The organism is Amycolatopsis sp. NPDC051045 (assembly GCF_040682955.1).
In the GTDB taxonomy this organism is placed as follows: Bacteria; Actinomycetota; Actinomycetes; order Mycobacteriales; family Pseudonocardiaceae; genus Amycolatopsis.
This window is the reverse complement of sequence record NZ_JBFBCC010000009.1, coordinates 366,832-385,055: the sequence shown is the minus strand read 5'-3', so window position 1 is coordinate 385,055 and position 18,224 is coordinate 366,832. Positions and strand designations below refer to the sequence as shown.

The 18,224-nt window shown below is 72.5% G+C and carries 21 protein-coding genes and 1 pseudogene; 12 read left to right on the top strand and 10 right to left on the bottom strand.

The features are described from left to right. The coding region (locus AB0M80_RS23640) for a hypothetical protein (RefSeq protein WP_364568540.1) at positions 1–435 on the top strand (435 nt) is incomplete at its 5' end. 353 nt (positions 436–788) lie between these two features. On the opposite strand, the gene AB0M80_RS23635 is transcribed toward AB0M80_RS23640, so the two are convergent. Genes AB0M80_RS23635 through AB0M80_RS23620 form a run of 4 tightly spaced genes read right to left on the bottom strand, consistent with a single transcriptional unit; the run spans position 789 to position 2,307 of the window. Then, positions 789–971 (bottom strand): SDR family oxidoreductase, encoded by a 183-nt coding sequence (locus tag AB0M80_RS23635; protein WP_364568538.1) that lies wholly within the window; start codon positions 969–971, stop codon positions 789–791. Beyond that, on the bottom strand, positions 956–1,168 hold the full coding sequence (locus tag AB0M80_RS23630) for an SDR family NAD(P)-dependent oxidoreductase (protein ID WP_364568535.1): 213 nt from the start codon (positions 1,166–1,168) through the stop codon (positions 956–958). The genes AB0M80_RS23635 and AB0M80_RS23630 overlap by 16 nt, the downstream gene beginning before the upstream one ends. Positions 1,169–1,186: 18 nt before the next feature. Next, the gene (locus AB0M80_RS23625) at positions 1,187–1,657 is read right to left on the bottom strand and encodes a cyclophilin-like fold protein (RefSeq protein WP_364568532.1); all 471 of its coding nucleotides are present in this window, start codon (positions 1,655–1,657) and stop codon (positions 1,187–1,189) included. Further along, on the bottom strand, positions 1,654–2,307 hold the full coding sequence (locus tag AB0M80_RS23620) for an SDR family NAD(P)-dependent oxidoreductase (protein WP_364568529.1): 654 nt from the start codon (positions 2,305–2,307) through the stop codon (positions 1,654–1,656). The genes AB0M80_RS23625 and AB0M80_RS23620 overlap by 4 nt, the downstream gene beginning before the upstream one ends. Positions 2,308–2,341: 34 nt before the next feature. On the opposite strand from AB0M80_RS23620, the gene AB0M80_RS23615 reads away from it, so the two are divergent. Continuing rightward, positions 2,342–3,292 carry a helix-turn-helix transcriptional regulator gene (locus AB0M80_RS23615; protein ID WP_364568526.1) on the top strand — a complete coding sequence of 317 codons (951 nt, stop codon included), beginning with the start codon at positions 2,342–2,344 and terminating at the stop codon, positions 3,290–3,292. Positions 3,293–3,303: 11 nt separating this feature from the next. Here AB0M80_RS23615 and AB0M80_RS23610 read toward each other — a convergent pair. Beyond that, positions 3,304–3,488 (bottom strand): annotated as a pseudogene (locus tag AB0M80_RS23610) (transcriptional regulator); the annotation flags it as partial. Between the two features lie 143 nt (positions 3,489–3,631). On the opposite strand from AB0M80_RS23610, the gene AB0M80_RS23605 reads away from it, so the two are divergent. Then, on the top strand, positions 3,632–4,648 hold the full coding sequence (locus AB0M80_RS23605; RefSeq protein ID WP_364568524.1) for a zinc-dependent alcohol dehydrogenase family protein: 1,017 nt from the start codon (positions 3,632–3,634) through the stop codon (positions 4,646–4,648). Here AB0M80_RS23605 and AB0M80_RS23600 read toward each other — a convergent pair. Continuing rightward, on the bottom strand, positions 4,638–4,817 hold the full coding sequence (locus tag AB0M80_RS23600; protein ID WP_364568521.1) for a hypothetical protein: 180 nt from the start codon (positions 4,815–4,817) through the stop codon (positions 4,638–4,640). The two genes, AB0M80_RS23605 and AB0M80_RS23600, sit on opposite strands and share 11 nt — an antisense overlap. A 57-nt stretch (positions 4,818–4,874) precedes the next feature. Continuing rightward, positions 4,875–6,056 (bottom strand): serine hydrolase domain-containing protein, encoded by a 1,182-nt coding sequence (locus AB0M80_RS23595; protein ID WP_364568518.1) that lies wholly within the window; start codon positions 6,054–6,056, stop codon positions 4,875–4,877. Positions 6,057–6,156: 100 nt separating this feature from the next. Between AB0M80_RS23595 and AB0M80_RS23590 the strand changes: the two genes are divergently transcribed. The 6 genes from AB0M80_RS23590 (at position 6,157) to AB0M80_RS23565 (ending at position 12,543) form a co-directional block, all read left to right on the top strand. Further along, on the top strand, positions 6,157–6,846 hold the full coding sequence (locus tag AB0M80_RS23590) for a response regulator transcription factor (RefSeq protein ID WP_364568515.1): 690 nt from the start codon (positions 6,157–6,159) through the stop codon (positions 6,844–6,846). Next, positions 6,836–8,623, top strand: coding sequence for a HAMP domain-containing sensor histidine kinase (locus tag AB0M80_RS23585; protein ID WP_364568512.1), 1,788 nt, complete (start codon positions 6,836–6,838; stop codon positions 8,621–8,623). Before AB0M80_RS23590 ends, AB0M80_RS23585 begins: the two co-directional genes overlap by 11 nt. A 226-nt stretch (positions 8,624–8,849) precedes the next feature. Beyond that, on the top strand, positions 8,850–9,689 hold the full coding sequence (locus tag AB0M80_RS23580) for an SAM-dependent methyltransferase (protein WP_364568509.1): 840 nt from the start codon (positions 8,850–8,852) through the stop codon (positions 9,687–9,689). After that, on the top strand, positions 9,673–10,257 hold the full coding sequence (locus AB0M80_RS23575; protein WP_364568506.1) for a TetR/AcrR family transcriptional regulator: 585 nt from the start codon (positions 9,673–9,675) through the stop codon (positions 10,255–10,257). The genes AB0M80_RS23580 and AB0M80_RS23575 overlap by 17 nt, the downstream gene beginning before the upstream one ends. Positions 10,258–10,712: 455 nt before the next feature. Then, a complete protein-coding gene (locus AB0M80_RS23570) occupies positions 10,713–11,342 on the top strand; it encodes a TetR/AcrR family transcriptional regulator (RefSeq protein ID WP_364568504.1) in 630 nt (209 codons plus the stop codon). A gap of 94 nt (positions 11,343–11,436) precedes the next feature. Beyond that, on the top strand, positions 11,437–12,543 hold the full coding sequence (locus AB0M80_RS23565) for a winged helix DNA-binding domain-containing protein (RefSeq protein WP_364568501.1): 1,107 nt from the start codon (positions 11,437–11,439) through the stop codon (positions 12,541–12,543). Here AB0M80_RS23565 and AB0M80_RS23560 read toward each other — a convergent pair. Then, on the bottom strand, positions 12,540–13,496 hold the full coding sequence (locus AB0M80_RS23560; protein WP_364568498.1) for a YafY family protein: 957 nt from the start codon (positions 13,494–13,496) through the stop codon (positions 12,540–12,542). The two genes, AB0M80_RS23565 and AB0M80_RS23560, sit on opposite strands and share 4 nt — an antisense overlap. A gap of 111 nt (positions 13,497–13,607) precedes the next feature. Here AB0M80_RS23560 and AB0M80_RS23555 point away from each other — a divergent pair, with 111 nt between their 5' ends. Both AB0M80_RS23555 and AB0M80_RS23550 read left to right on the top strand, forming a co-directional pair. Further along, a complete protein-coding gene (locus AB0M80_RS23555; RefSeq protein WP_364568496.1) occupies positions 13,608–14,066 on the top strand; it encodes a nucleoside deaminase in 459 nt (152 codons plus the stop codon). Between the two features lie 37 nt (positions 14,067–14,103). Then, a complete protein-coding gene (locus AB0M80_RS23550; protein ID WP_364568493.1) occupies positions 14,104–15,066 on the top strand; it encodes a 2-oxoglutarate and iron-dependent oxygenase domain-containing protein in 963 nt (320 codons plus the stop codon). A 27-nt stretch (positions 15,067–15,093) separates the two neighbouring features. On the opposite strand, the gene AB0M80_RS23545 is transcribed toward AB0M80_RS23550, so the two are convergent. Further along, on the bottom strand, positions 15,094–16,383 hold the full coding sequence (locus tag AB0M80_RS23545) for a GGDEF domain-containing protein (protein WP_364568490.1): 1,290 nt from the start codon (positions 16,381–16,383) through the stop codon (positions 15,094–15,096). A 220-nt stretch (positions 16,384–16,603) separates the two neighbouring features. On the opposite strand from AB0M80_RS23545, the gene AB0M80_RS23540 reads away from it, so the two are divergent. Further along, complete coding sequence (locus tag AB0M80_RS23540) at positions 16,604–17,563, top strand: chitinase (protein WP_364568487.1); 960 nt, start codon at positions 16,604–16,606, stop codon at positions 17,561–17,563. A gap of 77 nt (positions 17,564–17,640) precedes the next feature. On the opposite strand, the gene AB0M80_RS23535 is transcribed toward AB0M80_RS23540, so the two are convergent. Further along, positions 17,641–18,150: a hypothetical protein gene (locus tag AB0M80_RS23535; protein ID WP_364568484.1), complete on the bottom strand. Its 510-nt coding sequence runs from the start codon at positions 18,148–18,150 to the stop codon at positions 17,641–17,643. Between the last annotated feature and the right edge of the window lie 74 nt (positions 18,151–18,224).

The following is an 18,224-nucleotide window of genomic DNA, read 5'->3' as shown; positions in this document are numbered from 1 at the left end:
CAGCCGCAGCTGATCGGGACCGACCGGGCAGCCCTGGCGCCAGCTGGAACCGAGCCGCTCCGCGGTGACCGGCTTGATGACGGCAACGTAGGACGGCAGGCCGCTGCCGGCCGGCGCGGCGAGTTCCACGGTCTGGACCGTGGCGGCCGGCGCCGACGTGGCACCACCGAGGACCGCGGCCAGCGCAAACGTGATGACAGCAAAGACTTTCGTTCTCAGATTCACGACGATGTTTCTCCGATCGGTTGGGTTGGTGCTGACGACCGGCGGGTCCCCGCTCCGGTCGAACAGCGTGTTCAGCGCACCGGTGAGCTCGACGCGTGCGAGGACCGCGCCGATTCGGAAGTGGATGCCGTGCGCCTCGAGCGGGGTTCCCGTGCCGTGCGCTTCGACGACGTCGAAAGTGGACAGTCCGGCGTCAGCCGGATGTCGTAGTTGGCCTGTCGTTGTTCACCATGCCGACGCCCGCCTTCCCCAGTAAGCGCTTCCCCTTGCACCGAGAGTGCCGAATGGTCACCTCGTCATCCCCAAACCGGGTGATCACACTCTCGATGAGGCGAAATGTGTCAGCGGCGGGCGAACGGCGTCAACCAGGCCGGCAAGGTTTCACACCCGGCCGAAACGTCGGGTTCACAGCCCGAGCGCGCAACCTCTGCGACGTAGGGCGCCGGCCAGCGAATACGGGCTCGATCAGCGCCACGTCCGGCCCCGAAAGGGCGCGCCCGCGGTGTGGAAAGTTCGCCTCACGGAAGCGGACCTGAACCGGTGACGAAGATCCGTGCCGTGCCTCAGCGGGCGACGTAGCCGCCATCGACCGGCAGGGCCACCCCGATGACGAACCCGGCTCCGGGGCTGCACAGCCACAGCACGGCCTGGGCGATCTCCTCGGCGGTCCCGAGGCGGTTGATGGGCTGGTCGGCCTCGGCCTCGGCGCGGTCGCGCTCGCCCTGGGCGATCATGTCGCTGACCATCGGGGTGTCGATGGTGCCGGGCAGATCGCGTTGACGCGGATGCCGCGCGGGGCGTATTCGAGGGCGGCTTCGTCGACGTCGGTGAGGGCGACCGCCGCGCCCGACTCGGCGAACGCGCGCGCTGTGGCCAGGCCCATCCCGGCACCGGCTCCGGTGACGAAGGCGACCTGGCCGGTGAAGTCGTAGGTGGGATTCATCTCGAGTGTTCTCCGGTTTCAGCGGGCGAGTTCGATGGTGACCCGGCCGGCGGTGGCGAGCACCTCGGCGCCGCCGTCGGCCAGGTGGCCGAGGACGACCACACCGCTCGCCGGAGGTGCGTCGCGGTAGTAGCTGGCCAGGTTGCCCCACGGGGCGTAGAAGGCCAGGTCACCGGCCTTCGGGTCGGCGCTCTCCGGGGCGTCGGTGGTGGACAGCCGCCGGGGCAGGTCGGAAATCCGCTCAGAATCGTGGAAGTCGCCCAGGTTCAGCGTGAGCGGCAGGAGGGAGGCGAAATCACGAGCTGCGGCGCTGTCGTTCAGGGTCGCGTTCACGACGCGACCTTCGACGGTGAGGTGGGTGTTCACGGCGGTGGTGCTCCCGGTCGTGGGTGCGAGGGTCGTCGAAGGCGCCGAGGAGGGCGGCTCTTCGGGGCTGCAGGCGGCCACGGCCAGCAGAGCCGCGGTCAGGATCGCGCGGGTGAGGATCACCGGTCCTCCGCCATGGGCTCGGCGAAGTGCCGGAAGCCGTCACGCTGGACGTGAATGTCGAACAGGCGCTCGGCCAGGACGTCCGGACTGCTGTGCTCCGCCTCGGGCCGGATGGCTCCGGGGACGATCAGCTGGGCGACGTGGATGTTTTCCGGAACCAGAGCGTCGTGCAGCATGCCGGCGTAGGCGCTCTCCGCAGCGAAGGCGATCGAGGTGCCGGCGAGCCCGGGGTTCGGCCGCACTGCGCTGCCGCCGTTCACGAACAGGACAGTCCCGCGCCCGAGGGCGCGCATGCCGGGCAGCACGGCGTGCACGGCGGTGACCGGACCCTTCACGGAGAAGTTCAGGGGCGCGTCGAGGTCGTCGGCGCTCGTGTCGAGGACCGGCTTCATGAAGTCGGCGCGGGGCACCGGACTGAACTGGAAGACTTCGACCGGCCCGAGAGCGCCGGCGGCGTCCTGCAGCGCGGCGGTGAGCGACGCGCGATCGAGTACGTCGGCGGGGAACGCGCGGGCCTCGATCCGGGGCCGGCGCCGACGAGTGCGAAGGTCGACATGGGAACTCCTCGGTCGGGATCGGGTCCGATCCCAGGGAACCAGAGACCCCGCGTGGCCGGGGAGGTTCTCCCGGAAGGTGTACTGGCAGAGCACCCTTCGCCGTGGTGCCCGGCCCTATGGTGGTGGCGTGGACAACCGCCAGGAAGTCCGCGAGTTCCTCGTCTCGCGGCGCGCCAAGATCACCCCGGAGCAGGCCGGACTCCCCGCCGGGAGCAAACGCCGGGTGCCGGGCCTGCGCCGCAGCGAAGTCGCCACGCTGGCCGACGTGAGCGTCGAGTACTACGCCAAGCTCGAGCGCGGAAACCTCGCCGGTGTCTCCGCTTCCGTACTGGACGCGGTGGCCAGGGCCCTCCGGCTCGACGACGCGGAACGAGCCCACCTGCTCGCCCTCGCCCACGCCGCGGACGGCACGAGCGCGATCCTGCGGCGACCGAAGACCAAGCAGTGGACCCCGCACCGCAGCCTGCAGTGGACGCTGGACGCGGTCACCGAAGGACCCGCGTTCGTCCGCAATGGACGGATGGACCTGCTGGCGGCGAACCGCCTCGCGCGAGCTTTCTATTCGGAGGTCTACGCGAGCCCGCTGCAACCGCCGAACATCGCCCGGTTCCAGTTCCTCGATCCCGCCTCGCGCCGGTTCTACCCGGACTGGGGTCTCTTCGCCGACGTCTGCGTCGCGATCCTGCACACCGAAGCGGGCCGCAACCCGCACGACAAGGGCCTGCACGACCTCGTCGGGGAACTGTCCACCCGCAGTGATGAGTTCCGCACCCGGTGGGGCGCGCACAACGTCCGCCACCACGGCACCGGCTCGAAGACCTTCCACCACCCCGTTGTCGGGAACCTGACCCTCGCCTACGAAGGTCTCGAGCTGGCCACCGAACCCGGCCTCACCCTCACCATCTACACCGCGGAACCCGGCTCACCGTCCGACGAGGCCCTGCGGCTCCTGGCCTCGTGGGCCGCCACCCAGGAGGGGGAGGGATCGGCTCATCCCCCGGCCCTGCGGGGGGCGGCGGACCAGGACGCGAGGAGCTCCGGCCCTTCCGCGGACGGTGAGCCCGGTTCCGCCGTGTAGACGACCAGGTGAGAGGCACCGGCGAGGTTTCCGCGTTCGAGCTTGGCGTAGTACTCGACGCTGACGTCGGCCAGTGCGGCGACTTCGCTGCGGCGCAACCCCGGCACGCGCCGCCGGCTGGCAACCCGGCCTGCTCCGGCGTGATCTCGGCCCGCCGCGAGACGAGGAACTCGCGGACTTCGGCACGGTTGTCCACAGCGCGACCGTACGCGCCGCCACCCCACGTTGGGGTGTACTACCAGTACATCCTCCGTCAGTGACTCGCTCCCAGCCCGGGAAGACGGTTGTCTGGAAGCTCAGGGGCCGTCCGGCCCGCCACCGTCACGTGAGGAGTCACCCATGCGCGGAGCTGTCATCCACGCTCCCGGCGACGTGCGCTTCGAACAGCTCGACGACCCGAAGATCCAGCAGCCGACCGACGCGATCATCCGCACCGTCATCACCTGCGTGTGCGGCTCGGACCTGTGGCCCTACCGCGGCCTCGAGCCGGTCGGCGATCCGCACCCGATGGGCCACGAGTACGTCGGCGTGGTCGAAGAGGTCGGCGGCGAGGTCACCTCGGTCAAGCCCGGCCAGTTCGTGGTCGGCTCCTTCGCCACTTCGGACAACACCTGCGCGAACTGCCGCAACGGCTGGCAGTCCTCGTGCCTGCACCGCGAGTTCATGAGCACCTGCCAGGCCGGCTACGTCCGCATCCCCAACGCCCAGGGCACCCTCGTCGCCACCGCCGATTACCCGGATGAGGAGTTCCTGCCGAGCCTGCTCGCGGTGTCCGACGTCATGGGCACCGGCTGGTACGCCGCCCTCGCCGCCGAGGTCAAGCCCGGCGACACCGCCGTCGTGGTCGGCGACGGCGCCGTCGGGCTCTGCGGCGTCATCGCGGCCAAGGAACTCGGCGCCGAACGCGTCATCGCCATGAGCCGCCACGAATCCCGCCAGAAGCTGGCCACCGGGTTCGGCGCCACCGACATCGTCACCGAACGCGGCGACGACGGCGGCGCCCGCATCAAGGACCTCACCGGCGGCATCGGCGCCGACTCGGTGCTGGAATGCGTCGGCACCGCCGAGTCCATGCAGCAGGCCCTGCGCGCGGCCCGGCCCGGCGGCAACGTCGGGTTCGTCGGCGTCCCCCACGACGTGCAGCTCGCCGGCGAGGACCTGTTCTTCTCCCACGTCGGCCTGCGCGGCGGCCCGGCACCCGTGCGCCGCTACCTGCCCGACCTGATCGACCGGGTCCTCACCGGCCACATCAACCCGGGCCAGGTCTTCGATCTCACTCTGCCCCTGGACCAGGTGGCGGAGGGCTACCGGGCCATGGACGAGCGCCGCGCCATCAAGGCCCTGCTCACCCCCTGACCGCAGCCCCGCCAAGCTCGCCGACGCACTGATCCACATCGCAGGTCAGGACGAGCCGCCACTGCGCTTCGTCGCCGGCGCCGACGCCGTCGAGTACATCGAGGGCAAAGCCCAGCTCCTGCTCGACCAGGCCGGCGCCCACCGCGAGCTGTCCTCGTCCCTGGCTCACGACGACGCCTGATCCACCTGGGCCTGCCGGGCCGGGATCCCGACCCGGCGCCCGCCCTCACCGCGCGGCGATGATCAGTTCCCGGGCCTTGCGGGACACGGCCACGGCGCTCATGCCGTAGTTGCCGAGCACCACCGCCGTCCAGCCGGACTCGGCGAACCACTCCACGTTGGTGGACACGCCCATCGCGCCGCCGTTGTGGCCGTTGATCCGCTGCCCGTTCAGGTAGTGGGTGCTCGGCCCGTAGCCCTCGAAGAACGAGTTGTCCGGTGCCAGCGGCCACTTCGGGCTCGCGGCGAGGTAGGTGTACGCCGCCGAGTGGAACCTGTTGCGCTGGAAGGCGCTCGCGAAGCGAGCCACGTCCGGGGCACTGGCGAACGCGCCGCCCGCCGGGTTGCCGAGGATGCCGCCGTCGAACCTGTCCACCACGTCGGTCCACTCGCTGCTGCCCGCGAGCTTCTCGTAGGGATGGGCGATCCGGCGGTCCTCGCGCCACTGGGCCGCGGTGAAGAACCCCGCCGTGGACATGCCGGCCGGTGTGAACACGTGCTGCCGGATGTAGTCGTAGTAGTTCTGCCCCGACAGCTGGGCCACGACCGCGGCGAGCACGTAGTAGCCGTCGTTGCTGTACACGTTGCGGGTGCCCGGGGTGAAGTTCAACGGCATGGTGCGGATGAAGTCGATGTTGCCGGCGAAGATCTCGTCCAGGGTCGTCCACTTCTCCTGGCCAGGTGGCCTCGGCGGGTTTTGTGCCGGGCGGCCCAGGCCGGAGGTGTGGGTGAGGAGCTGGTGGATGGTGACGGTCTCGGCGACCTCGGGCCGGAAGCCCGGCAGGTACGTGCCCAGCGACGCGCCGTAGGCGAGCTTGCCCTGTTCCGCCAGCTGGTGGATGGCCGTGGCGGTGAAGAGCTTGGTGATCGAGCCCAGGGCGAAGATCGTGTCCGGGCCGTTGGGGACGCCCCGTGCCTTGTCGGCCATCCGGTGTGAGCGGGCCAGGACGGTTTTGTCCCGGAGGGTCAGCAACACGGTGCCGGAGAACGTGTCCTCCTCGGCGAGCTGGGTCAGGTACCGGTCGAACTCCCCGCCCGGCCGCAGGGCGTCGGGTGCGCGGTCGGCATGTGCGGAACCGGCGGTCGCCATCAGCCCTCCGACGGCGAGGGGGGCGATTCCCAGGGTGGCGAGCACGGTGCGCCGGGACGGCTGGTTCATCGGGAGGTCCTTCCGGTGGCGATCGGTCATGGGCCGGAGCCTGCCGACCGCCGGTCAGGATCTTGTCAGGATCGGGTCCGCACCTCGTTTTCTTGGCCAGTTCACAGGTATGTGGTCGAGACTCCTCGCCATGCCGGCACGCATCCTGGTCGCCGAGGACGACCGCAAGCAGGCGGAGCTGATCCGCCGCTACCTCGAACGCGAGGGCCACGAGGCCACCGTCGTGCACGACGGGCGGGACGTGCTCGACCACGCCCGCCGGCGGGCCCCGGACCTGCTGCTGCTCGATCTGATGCTGCCGGGCGTGGACGGGCTGACGGTGTGCCGGTCGCTACGTGCCGAGAAGGACATCCCGATCATCATGCTCACCGCGCGGACCGGCGAGGACGACCTGCTGCTCGGGCTCGCGCTCGGCGCCGACGACTACGTCACCAAGCCCTACCGGCCGCGGGAGCTGGTCGCCCGGATCCACACCGTGCTGCGCCGTGCCGCTCGGGCCGCGCCGGAGCGGTACCAGGTCGGTGGCCTCGTCGTCGACATCACCCGCCACGAGGTCCGCGCGGACGGCAGACCGGTGGACACCACGCCCGCCGAGTTCACGATCCTCGCCTCTCTCGCGGCATCGCCGGGACGGGCGTTCACCCGCCAGCTGCTGCTCGAGCGGGTCGGCGGCTTCGACCGGGACGTCACCGGCCGCACCATCGACACGCACGTGATGAACCTGCGCCGCAAGCTCGAGCCGGTGCCGACCCGGCCGCGCTACCTGCTCACCGTGTACGGCGTCGGGTACAAGCTCGCGGAGCCGGACGATGCGCCGTAGCCTCCTGCTGAAGCTGGTCGCGCTGTCGCTGGCGGTGGCGGCGCTCGCGGTGAGCGCGACCGCGTTGCTCGCCACCTACGACACGGGCGGCCAGCTACGGGAGGAGCTGACGGCCGACGCGTCGCTGCTGTCGACCGACAGCGACATCCTCGCCGGGCTGGTCACCTACGCCAACGAGCACCGCGACTGGTCCGGCGTCGAGCCGCTCGTGCGGGAGCTGGCGGAACGCACCGGGCGCCGCGTAGTCCTTGCTGCGCCCGGCGGTGAGCCGTTCGTGGACTCGGCCGGGGGCGCGGCCGGCCTGCCCCCGGCGCCCGCGGCGCGGATCGACGCGACCCGGCCGCCCGGCCGGTCGGGCGGGGCCGAGCCGAACGTGGTCGCCCGGGAACCGTCGCTCGGCGTCGACATCTCGTTCTACATCTGGCAGCTCACCGAGGAGGAACGGCGGCAGCGGCAGGCATACGCCCGGGAGGTGGTCGACTGCGTGCGGCGCACCGGCGGCGAGCGGAGCGCGTCGAGCCGCCACCGCGTCGCCGGGCCGGACGGCGGCGGCCCGGCGCAGGTCCCGTGCGTGCCCGCCGCGATGTTCGCGCCCTCGGCGGCCGCCCGCGAGCTCGACGAGCGAACCGTGGACCTGGCCACGCCCTGCCTGACCGCACACGATCTGGCGTACGACGTCACGACCGGCCCGGCCGGCACGCGGCAGCTCCGGCAGCGGCCGGCCGCCGGTCCACAGTGGATCGACTGCGTGGAGACCGCTCGTGCCGAGGCGAAGCGCCCCTACGTGGCCGCACCGGCCGACCTGTACCTGGGTGAGAGCGACCGGTTCGACCCGTTCTCCCCGGACGGCTGGTGGCGGACTGCGGCGATGGTGGCGGCGGTCCTGCTCGTCGCGGCGGCGGTCACGGTCCTGGCCGGGCGGCGGCTGGTGCACCCGATCCGCGCGCTCACCGCCGCCGCCCGGCGGATGGCCGACGGCGACCGCGCGGCCCGTGTCCCCGTGCACGGCAACGACGAGGTGACCCAGCTGGCCGCGGCCTTCAACACGATGGCCGACTCGATCGCGAACACCGACCGGCAGCGAAGGGCGCTGGTCAGCGACGTGGCGCACGAGCTGCGCACCCCGCTCGCGAACGTCCGCGGCCACCTGGAAGCCGTGCAGGACGGAGTTTTCCCGCTCGACGCCGAGCTGGTCGGATCGCTGCTGGAGGAGTCGGCCCTGCTCGAACGCCTCGTCGCCGACCTGCAGGACCTCGCGCTCGCGGACGCTGGAATGCTGCGCATCCACCCGGAGGAGTGCCAGGCGGGTGACCTCGCCGAGCAGGCCGTTGCGGCGCACCGCGCGCGAGCCGAGGCGTCCGGAGTGGACCTTCGGGTCGCGGTCGCCGAAGCCGTGGTCATCCGGGCCGATCCCACGCGGCTGCGCCAGGCACTCGGCAACCTCGTGTCCAACGCGACGCGGCACACCCCGGCCGGCGGCTCCGTGACGGTGACGGTGACCGGCCCCGCGGACCAGGTGGAGTTCACCGTGACCGACACCGGAACGGGCATCGCCGCCGAGCACCTGCCGCACGTGTTCGAGCGCTTCTACCGCGCCGACCCGTCCCGCAGCCGCGCCACCGGCGGCAGCGGGCTCGGGCTCGCCATCTCCAAGCACCTGGTGGAAGCGCACGACGGGGAGCTGTCGGTGACCAGCACACCCGGCTGCGGCTCGACGTTCACCATCCGCCTCGGCCGGCGAGCACGCGGCGCAACACGAGCGAGCTGGCAGACCTGACGGCGTCCCCCTGGCAACGGCAGCCAGCACGCGTCGGTGCTGCGGTCCAGCGGGCTGATCACCAGCGCGCGGTCGGGGAAGTCGCAGATCCACGAGAGCACCCCGCTGGGCCTGGGCGTCATCCGCGCCAGCCGAGCCCGGGCGTGCGCTGCCGCGAATGAGTCATTCGCGACGTTCCGGGCCGGGGGTTGCGCGACCCGCCTGCCAAAGCGAACAATCATTCGCTATGGAGTCCCGAGCCAGCTTCACCGCGGAGACGATGGCCCTGCAGCGGGCGTTCGAATCCCACCGCCCACCCGGGCGTCGCCGCTTCGACGACCCGTATGCGACCGCCTTCCTGCGCCCATCCCTGCGTGTCCTCGCCGAAGCGGCCCGGCTCCCCGGCATCCGGCACCTCGTCACCGGCCTCTACGACGTCGTCGCCGGTCCCGGGCCGCGTGCCTCCGGCATCGCGCGGACCGAGGTCATCGACGACGCCCTCACCGAGGCCATGACCGGCGACACCCAGTGCGTCCTGCTCGGCGCCGGGTACGACGCGCGCGCCCACCGGCTGCCCGCGCTCGCCGGCCGGGCCGTCTTCGAGGTCGACCACCCCGCCACCCAGGCCCGGAAGCGGGCCGTCCTGGGTGCCGGCCCCCGCTACGTGTCCGTCGACTTCGAACGCGACGACCTCGCCGGCCGGCTCACCGAAAGCGGCTTCGACCCGGGGAAGCCGAGCGTGTTCGTCTGGGAGGGCGTCACCAACTACCTCACCGCCGACGCCGTCGACGCGACGCTGGCCGCCGTGCACGGACTCGGCGGCGACCTCGTCTTCACCTACGTCGACGTCCGGGCCCTGCACGAGCCCAGCCCGTTCCCCGAGGCGCGCCGGTGGGTGCGGGCCGTCGCGCGGGCCGGGGAGCCGTGGACCTTCGGGTTGCTGCCCGCCGAAACCGGGGAGTTCCTGGCCGAGCGCGGCTTCGACCTGCGCGAAGACGTCTCGGCCCACGACGCCGGCGGCGGCTCGCGGCTCTACCGGATCGCGATCGCGATCGCGGCGAGGAGTGCCCGTGCCCCGCATCAGTGAGGAGCGCCGCACCGCGCAACGGCAGCGGATCCTCGACGCGGCGATGACCTGCTTCGAGAAGGCCGGCCCGGACGGGGCGTCCATGCAGGACATCGTCGCCGAATCGGGGATGAGCGCCGGCGCCCTCTACCGCTACTTCGACGGCAAGGAGGCGATCATCGAGGCGGTCGCCGCCGACCGGCACGAGTACGAGCGGGACCTCGTCGCCGCGGCGATCGCCGACGGCGGCCCGGACGCCCTCCGCCGGTTCCTGAACGCCTACTTCGACTGGGTGGCCGACCCCGAGGAGGCACGACGGCGGCGCGTCACCGTCCACGTCTGGGCCCGCGCCCAGCACGACGAGCGGCTCCGGCGGATCGTCACCGAGGGGCTCGCCCCGCTCGACGACGTCGGCCGCGCGCTGACCGCCACCGGGCTGCCGGACGGCGTCGAGCCGGACATGTTCGCGCGCGTCCTGCTCGCGCTCATCCAGGGTTTCCTGCTCCAGCGCTCCTGGGAGCCCGATCTCGACGCGCAGCGCTACCGCGACACGGTCACCAGCCTCCTCGATCGGGTGTTGCCCCGGTGAGCGGCGAGCGTGTCAGCCTGTCGCCGTGCAGCGCCTGATGACGTCCTCGCGGCTCGTAACCCGGCGCGCCGGCCGAACCCAGGTCGCCCGGCTGCGCGAGCTGCCGTCGGTCGTTTCGGCCGAGCTCGCCAGCTGCGCACGAGCGTCCGCGAGCGTGTCCGCGACAGCACGCGGCCGCCCCTGCCACCGTCACGCCGAGGGCCCTGGTCCGGACGCGCGCGGGCAGGGGCGTCAGTCCACTTCGGACTCACTGCCGGTCGCTCCGGTGACCATGGCGCGGCCTGGACGACCTTGAAATCGCGACCGTCGAGTACCTCGACTGGTACAACAACCGACGCCTGCACGGCACGGCATATGTCCCCGATTTCCCAGGCAAAGCGGCCGCTTACAATGGTGACGACCAGGCTGGCCGTCGTGCCCGCCACCCGGTCGGTGCGATCTGGGAGGATCACCGGATGACGATGTCGCTCTCGGCCGAACTGTGGCCGGACGTGCAGCCGGAGACCGCGCGGCGGCTCATGCTGGCCGGGGTGGAAGCCTTTGCCCAGCGCGGCTACCACGCCACCACCACGCGGGACATCGCCGGCGCCGCGGGGATGTCGCCCGCCGCGCTCTACGTGCACTTTCCCTCCAAGGCCGCGCTGCTGTTCGCCATCAGCCGGTACGGCCACGAACAGACCCTCGCGCTCGTCGAGAACGTCGTCGCGAAGGAGTCCGATCCCGTCGAACGGATCCGGCTCATCGTCGAGGACTTCGTGGCCTGGCACGCCCGGCGCCACACCGTGGCGCGGGTCGTCCAGTACGAGCTGCAGGCGCTGCCCGAGCAGGAGTTCGAGGTCGTCGCCGCACTGCGGCGGCGGATCGAGCGGATCGTGCGCGAAGTCATCACCAAGGGTGCCGCCGACGGCGTGTTCACGGTGTCCGACCCGCACGTCGCGGCCCGGGCGGTGCTCTCGCTCGGCGTCGACGTCGCCCGCTGGTACAGCGAGCGCGCCCGGCAGACGCCGACCGCGCTGGGCAAGGAGTACGGCGGGCTGGTGCTGCGGATGCTCGGCGTCACCCCTGAGACGCCGGTCACAGACTAAGCAGTCGTTCAACCCTCCGCAGTAGCGGACACTCCCTGTCCGCTACGCCTGGCAGGGTGGTCCTCGTGCGAAACGACACCGAACGCCACGCGAAGTGACCGTCCTGGACGCGCGGGCACTCAACCGCGCCACCCTCGCCCGGCAGCTGCTCCTCGAGCGGGCCGGCCTTCCCGTCCTCGACGCCGTCGCGCACCTCGGCGGTCTGCAAGCGCAGGAGCCGCAGGAGCCGTTCACCGGGCTGTGGTCGCGGCTGCGCGCGTTCGACCCGGCGGCGCTGGACGCCCTGCTGACCGGCCGGCGCGTGGTGCGGACCCACCTCATGCGCCGCACCGTCCACCTGCTCACCGCCGACGACGTCCTGGCGTGGCGGAGCCGGTTCGACGCCATGCTGCGCCAGCGTGTCCTCGGCACCTACCGCCGCGAGCTCGAAGGGGCGGACTTCGCCGAGCTCGCGGCGGCGGGCCGGGCGGTGCTGGCCGACGGCGAGCCCCGCTCGATGGGCGAGCTCGCGCGGGCGGTCGCGCGGCGCCGGCCCGCGGCCGATCCGCGGCCGCTCGGCGAACTGCTGATCGCCGCGCTGATCCCGTCGGTGCAGCTGCCGCCGCGGGGGCTGTGGCGCGTCAAGGCGGGCGTGCGCTACCTCCCGCTGCCGGCGTGGCTGGACCGTGACGTCGACCCGCTCGACCCCGCGGACCCGGCGGACCCGGCGGACCGGATCGGGCGGGCGCTGGTGCGGCGCTACCTGGCGGCGTTCGGTCCCGCGGCCACGGCGGACCTGCGTGCGTGGTGCGGTCTGGCCGGTCTGCCGGCCGCGGTGAAGGCACTGCGTGCCGAACTGGTGGTCTTCCGCGACGAGCGGGGACGCGAGCTGCTCGACCTGCCCGACGCACCGCGCCCCGAGCCGGACACACCCGCGCCGGTGCGGTTCCTGCCGGCGTTCGACAACGCGATCCTCGGCTACGACGACCGCTCCCGGATCATCGACGACGCCCACCGCGGGCTGTCGGTGGCGGGCGAGCGGGTGGTGCTGGTGGACGGCCGGGTTTCGGCGACCTGGAGGGTCGACGGTGCGGACGTGGTGGTGCGGCCGGTGCGGCGGTTGTCCCGGCCCGAACACACCGCCGTGGCCGGGGAGGGCGGGGAACTCGCGTCGTTCCTCTCCGGCGGCGCAAGCGATTGCGTCCGCGTGGAACCGGGCTAACCCACGGCCCTGGCGAACCGCTCCGCCACCTCCCGCAGCCGCTCGACCAGCCCCGGCGGTGCCTCTTCGACCACGAAGTCGTAACCCCACTGGGCCAGGTAGTAGGGCACGGTGTCGAGCGTGTTCGCGCCGGTCAGCACCCGGCAGCTGTGCTCGTCGACCTCCTCGACGACCCCCGACGTGGGCGGGATGCGCCGAGCCAGCACGGCGGCCGGGGCGGCCACCCGCAGGACGAGCCGGTGCGGGTAGGGCGCGGTGGAGATCTGCCGGGAGACGTACGCCGCGAGGTCCCCGGCCGGGGGTTCGCGCGGGGTGAAGCGGAAGCTCGCGACCGGCACGCCCGCGATCCGGTCGACGCGGAAGGTGCGCCAGTCCGCCCGGTCGAGGTCGAAGGCGACCAGGTACCAGCGCCTTCCCGTGTGGACCAGCCGCAGCGGCTCGACCGACCGCTCCGTCTCCGCCCCTTCGCGGTCGCCGTAGCCGAAGCGCAGCCGTTCGTGGTCGCGGCAGGCCGAGGCGACCGCGGTGAGCACGTCCGCGTCGACCATCGGGCCGGTGCCGGGCAGCGACACCGTCGCCGCGTGCAGCGCGCCGACCCGGGGCCGCAGCCGCGCGGGCAGCACCTGCTCCAGCTTCGCCAGCGCGCGCACCGACGTCTCCTCGATGCCGCTGACCGTGCCGCTCGCCGCCGTGCGCAGGCCGACCGCGACCGCGACGGCCTCGTCGTCGTCCAGCAGCAGCGGTGGCAGCGCGGCGCCCGCCCCGAGCCGGTAGCCGCCGGCCACCCCCGGCGTCGCGTGCACCGGGTAGCCGAGGGAACGCAGCCGCTCGACGTCCCGGCGGATCGTGCGGACGTCGACCTCGAGCCGCGCCGCGAGGCCGGCGCCCGGCCAGTCCCGCCGCGCCTGCAGCAGGGAGAGCAGCCGGAGCAGGCGTTCCGCAGTGCCGTACATGGCACGCAGTGTGCCATGTATCGCGGACAACTTCGGTCCTCGATCGACCGGATAGTGCCGCCGGGCGGTCAAAGACTTGCCAGGCACCGTCCCAGGCGGAAAGAGTGACGCATGCCGATCGATCCGCACACCCTGCTCGCCGTCGCCCGCGAAGAAGCGGAACTGGGCCAAGCCGAAGGCGGCGTGCCGATCGGGGCCGCACTGTTCGACACCGCGGGCACGCTGCTGGGCCGCGGGCACAACCGGCGTGTGCAGGACGGCGACCCGTCGATGCACGCCGAGACCGCGGCGTTCCGCAACGCCGGCCGCCGCCCGCACTACCGCGACACGATCATGGTCACCACGCTCTCGCCGTGCTGGTACTGCTCCGGGCTCGTCCGTCAGTTCGGTATCGGGCGCGTCGTCATCGGCGAGGCGAAGACGTTCCACGGCGGTCACGACTGGCTCGCCGGGCTCGGTGTGGAGATCACCCTGCTCGACGACCCCGGCTGCACCGCGCTGATGACGGAGTTCATCGCCGCGCGCCCGGACCTGTGGTTCGAGGACATCGGGGTCGAGAAGTCCGAATAGGACAGTGCTCGACCGGACAGCTTGCTGAGGAGCCGGTATGCCGCCATCCGTTCCGCTCGTGGACCTATCGCCGTGGTTCGCGGGCACGTCCGAGGGCCGGGCCGAAGTGGCGGGCCGGGTCGACAACGCGCTGCAGGAGTCCGGCTTCCTGCTGGTCACCGGGCACGGCGTCCCGGACGGCCTGCGCCGCCGGACCCGTGAGCTGGCGCGGGAGTTCTTCGCGCTGCCCGAGGACGTCAAGCAGCGCTACGCCGTGACCGTCGGCGGCCGCGGCTGGCTGCCGCCGGGCGTCGAGGCCAACGGCTACGCCGAGGGCACCGAGACCCCGCCGGACCTCAAGGAGTCCTATTCCGCGGGCGCGGACGCCAAGACCGGCGTCGCCGAGATCGACGGGTTCTGGTTCCAGCCCAACGTCTGGCCGCACGAGGTGCCCGGCTTGGGCGAGGCGGCCACGGAGTACATGCGCCGGATGCGGGCGCTGGCGGACCACCTGCTGGAGATCTTCGCCGCGGCCCTCGGCCTCGCCCAGAGCCACTTCACCCGGCACACCGGGCACCCGACGTACACCTTCAACATCAACTGGTACCCGCCGATGACCCGGGTCGGCCCGCCGGCACCGGACCAGTTCCGGATCGGCCCGCACACCGACTTCGGCACGGTCACGGTGCTCGACCGCCAGGCCGGCGTCGGCGGGCTCCAGGTCTGCACGGCCGGGAACGAGTGGGAGGACGCGCCGTTCCACCCGGACGCGTTCACGGTGAACATCGGTGACCTGATGGCCCGGTGGACGGGTGACCGCTGGCGCTCGACGCGCCACCGCGTCCTCCCGCCGGCGACGACGGCCCCGGACGAGGACCTGGTGTCCCTGATCTTCTTCTACGAGACCGACCACGACGCGCGGATCACGTCGCTCGCGCCGCCGCTCGGCACGCGGATGTACCCCGAAGTCATCGCGTCGGACTACCTGCGCGAAAAGCTCGACGCCATCACGCTCACCTGACCCTGCCCAGGCTGCGCTGTCCAAGCCTCACGAAGCGGGCTCCGCGCCGATCGTCCGGTTGCGGCCCGCCGCCTTCGCCCGCAGCAACGCCCCCTCCGCGGCGCGCAACGCGTCCGCGAGGACGCCGTCGGCCGGGCAGCCCGCCACGCCGATCGACACGGTCACGCCGACGAACTGCGGGCCGTCCCCCGAGGCCTTCAACGCCACCAGCGTCGAAGCGATCCGCAGCCGGATCCGCTCGGCGATCGCCAGCGCGTCGAAGCGGCCGGTGCCCGGCAGCAGCACCGCGAACTCCTCGCCGCCGGACCGGCCCACCAGATCAGCGGCACGGACCTCATCACGCAGGGCGCCGGCGACCGCGCGCAGGACGGCGTCGCCGACGCGGACGCCGTAGCGGTCGTTGAGCAGGCGGAAGTGGTCGAGGTCGAGCAGCAACACGGCCGCTCCCCGGCCGGGCCCGCCGAGCCGGTCCAGCCGGGCTTCGGCGGCGCCGCGCCACGACGCGGCGGTCAGCACGCCGGTGCCGGGATCGAGGGTGACGTGGTCGCGGCGGCCGCCGCCCGATCCGCCGCGGTGCAGCACGACGGTGGCACCGGCCAGCAGCGGAACCAGCAGCGGCGCGGCTCCGGCGGCCCAGGCGAGCGGCAGGCCGAACGCCGTCATCGCGGCGTCGAAGACGTGCCCCGGCGCGGCTTCGCGCGGACGGCGGGGCCCGTCGGCGCCGGTCACGAGCGCGGCGTTCACCGCGAGGAACACCAGCCCGGCGACGGTGAGCAGGAGGACGGTCCGGGCGTCGAGGGCCTCGCCGAGCGGCCGGACGCCGGTCGCGGTGAGGAAGGCCCCGGCGACGAGACCGGCCAGCGCGGTCGCCGCGGCGCCGAACACCTGCCGGTACACGGGTCTTCTGCGGACCCGGAACCACTGGTGCAGCGCGGAGAGCGCGACCAGCGCGACGGCGAGCCCGGGCCGCAGGACGAGCACGCCCGCGAAGACCCACGGCGTGTCGACGCCGGGGCCGAGGAGGGTGTCCTCGCGGTGGCGCTCGACCGGCCGCGCGAGCTCCGCCGACACCAGCATCCCGGCCACGAGCAGCGCGAACGGCGCGAGCATCGCGGTGAGCGGCGGGTACCGGAGGGCGGCGAGCACGACGGCGGCGACGGCGAGGGCGTCGACCACGACGAGGTAGCAGATCCGGCCCCGGCGCGGCAGCCGCCACAGTGCCCACCGCCGCAGGGCCCAGCGCCGCAGGACGAGGGCGGCCAGGAGCCGGCCCGGGCGGCGTTCCCCGCCGGCGGCGACCGTGGAATCCCCCACCATTTCGGCAAAGTAGCCGGAATGCGGGCCCGTGTCGATCCGCCTTCAGGGGAATTTCACATCGTCACCCGGGCCCGGGCACCGTAAGTCATTTTCCGACCACCGGAGGGTTGACACGCAACATTGGTCTAGTCCACTGTGTGGTGGCACACAGCGCTCCTCCCGGGATGATCCCGCCGCCTCAAACCGGAGGTGCTCCACCCTGCGCGTCTGGAGGACCCCCATGAAATCAGTGCGCCGTCTGCTCACCCTCGCGGTCGCGGCTTCGGCCGCGATGGCGACGGTCATCGGTCTCGCCCCGCAGGCCATGGCCGCGGTCGACCCGGTGCTCGCGTCCCCGTACCTCTACCAGTGGGGCGGGCAGACCAGCCCGACCGCGGCGATGTCCGCGACGGGCGTGAAAGCGTTTACGCTCGCGTTCGTGCTTTCGGACGGCACCTGCAACCCGAAGTGGGACGGCAGCCGTTCGCTCACCGGCTCGGACAAGACGATGATCCAGAACATCCGCAACGCGGGCGGGGACGTGATCCCCTCCTTCGGCGGCTGGTCCGGCACCAAACTCGGCTCGAAGTGCACGTCGGCCTCGGCGCTGGCGGGTGCCTACCAGAAGGTGATCGACGCCTACGGCCTCAAGGCGATCGACCTCGACATCGAGAACACCGACGAGTTCCAGAACGCGACGGTCCAGGACCGCATCCTCAACGCGGTCAAGCTGACCAAGCAGAAGAACCCGAACCTGAAGGTCGTCATCACCATCGGCACCACCACGACCGGCCCCGACACCTGGGGCAAGCGCCTGATCAACCAGGCCAAGGCGATCGGGGCGGGCGTCGACGTCTGGTCGGTCATGCCGTTCGACTTCTCCGACGGCGGTGACATGGCCGCCCTGACGAAGTCCGCGGTCGACGGGCTGAAGAACCAGCTCAAGACCACCTTCGGCTGGAACGACGACACCGCCTACCGGCACAGTGGCCTCTCCTCGATGAACGGCAAGACCGACAACGCGGGCGAGACCGTCACGGTGGCCAACTTCAACTCCATCCGCGGCTACGCGGCGAGCCACCACCTGGCCCGCCTCACGTTCTGGGCCACCAACCGCGACTGCAGCGGCGGCGGCGAATGCAGCGGCATCAGCCAGGACAAGTACGCGTTCACCAAGATCGTCGCCGGCTACACCGGCTGACACCGAGCCCGTAGTGGGGCCGTCGGAGGCCCTCTCACCGGCATCGGGGCCGGTGAGGGGGCCTTCGCGGGGGCCTGTCAGCGCCGCGGACCACCGGGGTAGGGCCCGCAGGCGTACGGGTAGCACTGGTAGGGGTTCCACCGCGGGTCCCATGTGGACGGCGGTGCGCTCGTCTTCGTCGTGACCGGTGGCGGCGGCGGCAGGTCGATCGTCACCGTCGGGGTGGGGGTCGGCGACCGGCGCGCGTGCATCACCGCCGGGGACGGCGTGGTCGTCTCGGTCGGGACGGCGAGCACACTCGACGAAGCCGGGGCGCCGGTGGCCGGTTGCAGCGGCGGGAACTGCGTGGACCTGGGTGCGGAGTCCGGGCGCGTCGCCAGCACGAGCACCAGCCCGCCCAGCACGACGAGCACCGCCGACGCCAGCGCCACCCGCGCCGCCCCGCTGGGCCCCGGCTCGGGCCCGGTGTCCCGGCGCGCCGCCAGCTCGGCCGCGCGCGAGCCGGGTTTGCGCGGCCGCGCCCCGGTCTGGCGGAGCAGTTCATCGACCGTAACCCGGTCCCGCCGCCTGCGCGCACTGCGCGTCATGCACGACCTCCACCTGTTCCCCCGCCGCCGCGCTCGCCCGCGGCCGCATGATCCGGGTGGATCCTAGAAACCCT